At 46.2% G+C, this 1,430-nt stretch carries 2 protein-coding genes; one reads left to right on the top strand and one right to left on the bottom strand.

Features of this window, described 5'->3' with window-relative positions:
• Positions 1-153: 153 nt before the first annotated feature.
• Positions 154-678, bottom strand: coding sequence for an adenylyl-sulfate kinase (cysC, locus tag IQ270_RS30245; RefSeq protein ID WP_193976776.1), 525 nt, complete (start codon positions 676-678; stop codon positions 154-156).
• Positions 679-946: 268 nt separating this feature from the next.
• Here cysC and IQ270_RS30250 point away from each other — a divergent pair.
• Positions 947-1,430: FAD-dependent oxidoreductase (locus IQ270_RS30250; RefSeq protein WP_193976777.1), on the top strand; the 484-nt coding region annotated here is incomplete at its 3' end.

Below are 1,430 nucleotides of genomic sequence, written 5' to 3' on the forward strand. Positions count from 1 at the left end.
GGCAAAAACTGAGCCGCCGCCGGAGACGAACCCACAGCCGCGATCGCAGACACTGTTAAACTTTGGAAAATCAAATTTTTGACAGTATTGAGTTGTGAATAGTTTTTCACCACCATCGCTTTTTGCCCCTATCCTCTTCCTACCCCGCCAACATTAAATGTAACCCAACTGTTCTAACTTGCTCAGAACTTTTTTAACACTCTCTTCTACACTTTCTCGCTCTGTGTAACAAATTATCTCAGGATTGAGCGGTTCTTCATAGGGATCGTCAATTCCGGTAAAACCCTTAATTTCTCCAGCTCTCGCCTTAGCGTACAGCCCCTTGACATCGCGACCTTCGCACACTGCTAACGGCGCTTTGACGTACACCTCAACAAAATTTGGCTCCATTGCTCTAATTTCGTCGCGAATTGCTCTGTAGGGGCTAATAGCTGCGGTCATTGCCACAACTCCATTGCGGCTCAGCAGGTGAGCGACAAATCCAATCCGCCGAATATTAGTATCCCGGTCTTCTTGGCTAAATCCCAAACCTTTTGATAAGTTGGTGCGAACGACATCTCCATCCAAGATTTCTACTTTGCAGCCTCGACGCTTCAATTCTGGTTCGAGAGCTTCGCTGATAGTTGTCTTGCCGGAACCGCTCAGGCCGGTAAACCACAAAATAAAACCTTTTTCCATTTTTAATTGCTTGGTTAGTAGTGAATAGTGGGGAAATTGTGGGATTTATTATTTTAATCTTTTGGTTCCCATTTTCTGATTCTTTTTGATTTGAGATGCGCTCTGATTTTCACAATAACTAATTTTTTTTATTAACCGCAGAGGGCGCAGAGGACACAGAGGAAGAGGAGAAATAAATAGGTAATCTTAAAATCTGTACGGTGCTGATAGTTGCACCTTACATTATGACTGAGCCTTTCGCCATCTAAAATCTCAAATGGTATTGCCTATGTCTTCGGTATTAAAAGCAGATGTTTTGGTAGTCGGCGGCGGCACCGGCGGCACGGCTGCGGCACTGCAAGCAGCCCGCCGCGGTGCCAAAACTATTTTAGTTAGCGAATTCCCTTGGCTGGGAGGAATGCTGACTTCGGCTGGCGTTTGTGCTCCCGATGGTAATGAATTAGCAGCTTTTCAAACTGGTTTGTGGGGTGCGTTTCTCCGGGAACTCGAACAGCGTCAGCCGGGAGGTTTGGATTGGGGCTGGGTCAGTTTTTTTACTTACGATCCCCGCATTGGTGCGGAAATTTTTGCTGATTGGGTTAAGTGTTTGCCGAACTTGCAGTGGATTTCTGGACAAATAGCTGGCGATGTGCTATGGGAAGGTAACAGAATTTCTGGGGTTCGGTTTGCAGATGTTACTGTTGTTGCCAAAATCACTTTGGATGCGACGGAATTGGGAGATTTATTGGCTTTGGCGGGGGTTGGACACCGCT

This window comes from Microcoleus sp. LEGE 07076, from assembly GCF_015207455.1.
GTDB lineage: Bacteria > Cyanobacteriota > Cyanobacteriia > Cyanobacteriales > Microcoleaceae > Microcoleus.

Excerpts from the sequence above, each read along its gene's own strand:
- cysC (WP_193976776.1), bottom strand. The coding sequence starts at position 678 with ATGGAAAAAGGTTTTATTTTGTGGTTTACCGGCCTGAGCGGTTCCGGC.